Consider the following 2,405-nt stretch of genomic DNA (forward strand, 5'->3'; position numbering starts at 1 on the left):
TATAATAAGAGCCTTTCTATTCTTTTTCAATCGCATTTTCTGAATGAACAAGTCCATTATGATAAGAGTAACAATAGGGAAAAGAATGGGATTTTCTTTAATCGCATCAATTTCAAAGACTATGAATTTCTCATCGAAAAGAGATTTATCCATATCATCATTGAGCGTTCTTTCAAATACACCACCTTTATAGAAATCATCCATTACAAAAGAGAAATCCTCAATATCAAATTTAACCTTTTTCTCTTTGACTATACAAGGGATTCTCTTCATGGCAAATTCATAAAATGAATTGAAATTCAATTCTTCAACAACCTCATGCGTTGCCGTTATATTTTCTCTTTCTTCCTCTACCAGTTTTTCTATTTCTTCCTCCGACAACTCTTCATCATAATCAGTAACCGTTTCTCTAAGTGATTTTCTATAATCCCTTAACTTTTCCGATACAGATTTATTTCCACCAAAATATGAAGCATAATATTGGGATATTACCATTCTTATTATTTTGGATTCAGCTTTTGATACAGTGCCATCAGAACCTTTCCATATTAATATAATTAGATTCTTCAGGAACTCCCTTTTCTCTATATTATCTTCTTCTTGGGTTATCTTAAAAGGATTCATTGTAATAGGCTTCTCTTCCGTATAAGATATATACTTTCCTCCCACATAGGAACAAAGACCCTCATAAGAATTTCCAGTATCAACCATGATTATATCAGTGTTCTGCTCATACAACTGCCTACATACACTATTCATGTGGAAAGATTTACCAGAACCAGAAGGACCCAAAGAGAAGAAATTGGAATTATCCGTAAGTTTAACCTTTCCCTCCTTTCCTGTAATATCAATAGCTTTGGGTATGCCAGCTCTATTTGTATAATACATCTTTAGTGGAGTATCTTCAGAACCTGATATTTTTTCTTTGTACAAGAAACAAGCCGCAGCATCATTAAGTGTCAAAAAACGGTCATATTCTTCATTAGTATAATAAGCACAACCGGGCGCAGCACATTGAAAAAGTTCCAACTGGTTATAGGCGCTCTTTGATATTCTTATACTTGACTTGTCTAATTGAGATTCAATATAATTACAAGAATTATCTAAATCCTTTGATGAAGATACTATAAGATTACAATGAAGATACACAAGAAGTTTGCCGTTACGCTCTATATCATCCAAAACAGCGTCAATATCTTCTTTGGCAGCATCGTTTGCTGGATCAGGGACAGAAGCATGCCTATTACGCTTTCTTGATAGCCTCGCTTTCTCTACCCGTTGTGAGGGGATGAAGATTGCTTGATTATATAATATGCAATCTGCCCCCGGAACAGCAGAAAGAAAGCCTAATATATCAGAAGCAATATCATTACCCTTTATTTTTTCTTCCCTATAAGGCTTTATAGTATTAGGCAAATTTGATTCACCTACATCCATAAGAGAAATGCAGCGCAAATGTTTTCCACCTATTTTTATATCATTATCAGATACAGAGAAGTTGTTGAACGTGAACTTTCCTTTTTCAAAGCTGAAAGAGATATAACGATAAATATACTCCTTTATCTCTTCTTCATTTAGTTTCCTGACCTTTATCCCATTTCCAGATAAAAAGTCTTTCAGTTTCGCAATTTTCAGGTGAAAGTCCTTAAATTTTTTCTTGTCATAATTAAAAAATCCTTTTTTGGGTTTTTCCTGCGTTACGATAAGATAAGTTTTAAGTTCCGTGTATTCCCTACCATTGAAAAAACGGAAATACGCTTGGGATAGAAAAGGCATATTGCTATACTCATGCTCATATTTCTGCTTACAAAATATATCCTGCTTCTGTAAAGCATACCCTTCTCCCAATAGCCTTATCACCGATGTCATAACATCACTGAAAGCATAATAAGCATTTATATCAGCACTATATTGTTCTACAACATTTTCTATCTCGAATATGACAGAATACTCACCTTTACTGTTATACAAAACAGTAGAACCCATAATGTCCTCTATCCCGATATATAATCTATCAAAAACATTTTTTTTACTCATATCGCATCTTTTTAAAAAAAGGGAGCTTTAAACTCCCTTTACTTTTTAAATACCCCACAAAAAACAAATATTCCTTTACTTTTCCGTTTAGAGAACAAGCCGTCTTTTTGTTTGTAAGCTATTAAACATATAAAGAACATTAAACAGACACTTAATCCCAAAAGGGCTATCCAAAAGTCAAATATTGCAAATAAAGCAGCAAATGTTATAAAGCTGCATCCAGCCCCTATCGCTGCCCATCCTATATATCGACCTTGAAGCCCCATAAAGGCAAGAGGTCTCTGCAAGCCTTTATATATAAGATATTCTTGATTATCCATCATTATAAGCCAAAGAATGCAGGTAGAGCAGTAGCAGCAGCCACAAGG

2 protein-coding genes are annotated in these 2,405 nt (G+C 34.1%); both read right to left on the reverse strand.

The features are described 5' to 3' along the window. A partial coding sequence (locus tag WKT20_RS17895; RefSeq protein WP_340417848.1) for a TraG/VirB4 family ATPase occupies positions 1–2,037 on the reverse strand: 2,037 nt, incomplete at its 3' end. Positions 2,038–2,075: 38 nt separating this feature from the next. Further along, positions 2,076–2,405 (reverse strand): hypothetical protein (locus WKT20_RS17900; protein WP_340417849.1); only part of this gene is annotated, 330 nt, incomplete at its 5' end.

Origin of the sequence: Phocaeicola sp. ICN-14070, from assembly GCF_037892625.1 — a bacterium.
Taxonomy (GTDB): domain Bacteria; phylum Bacteroidota; class Bacteroidia; order Bacteroidales; family Bacteroidaceae; genus Phocaeicola; species Phocaeicola plebeius.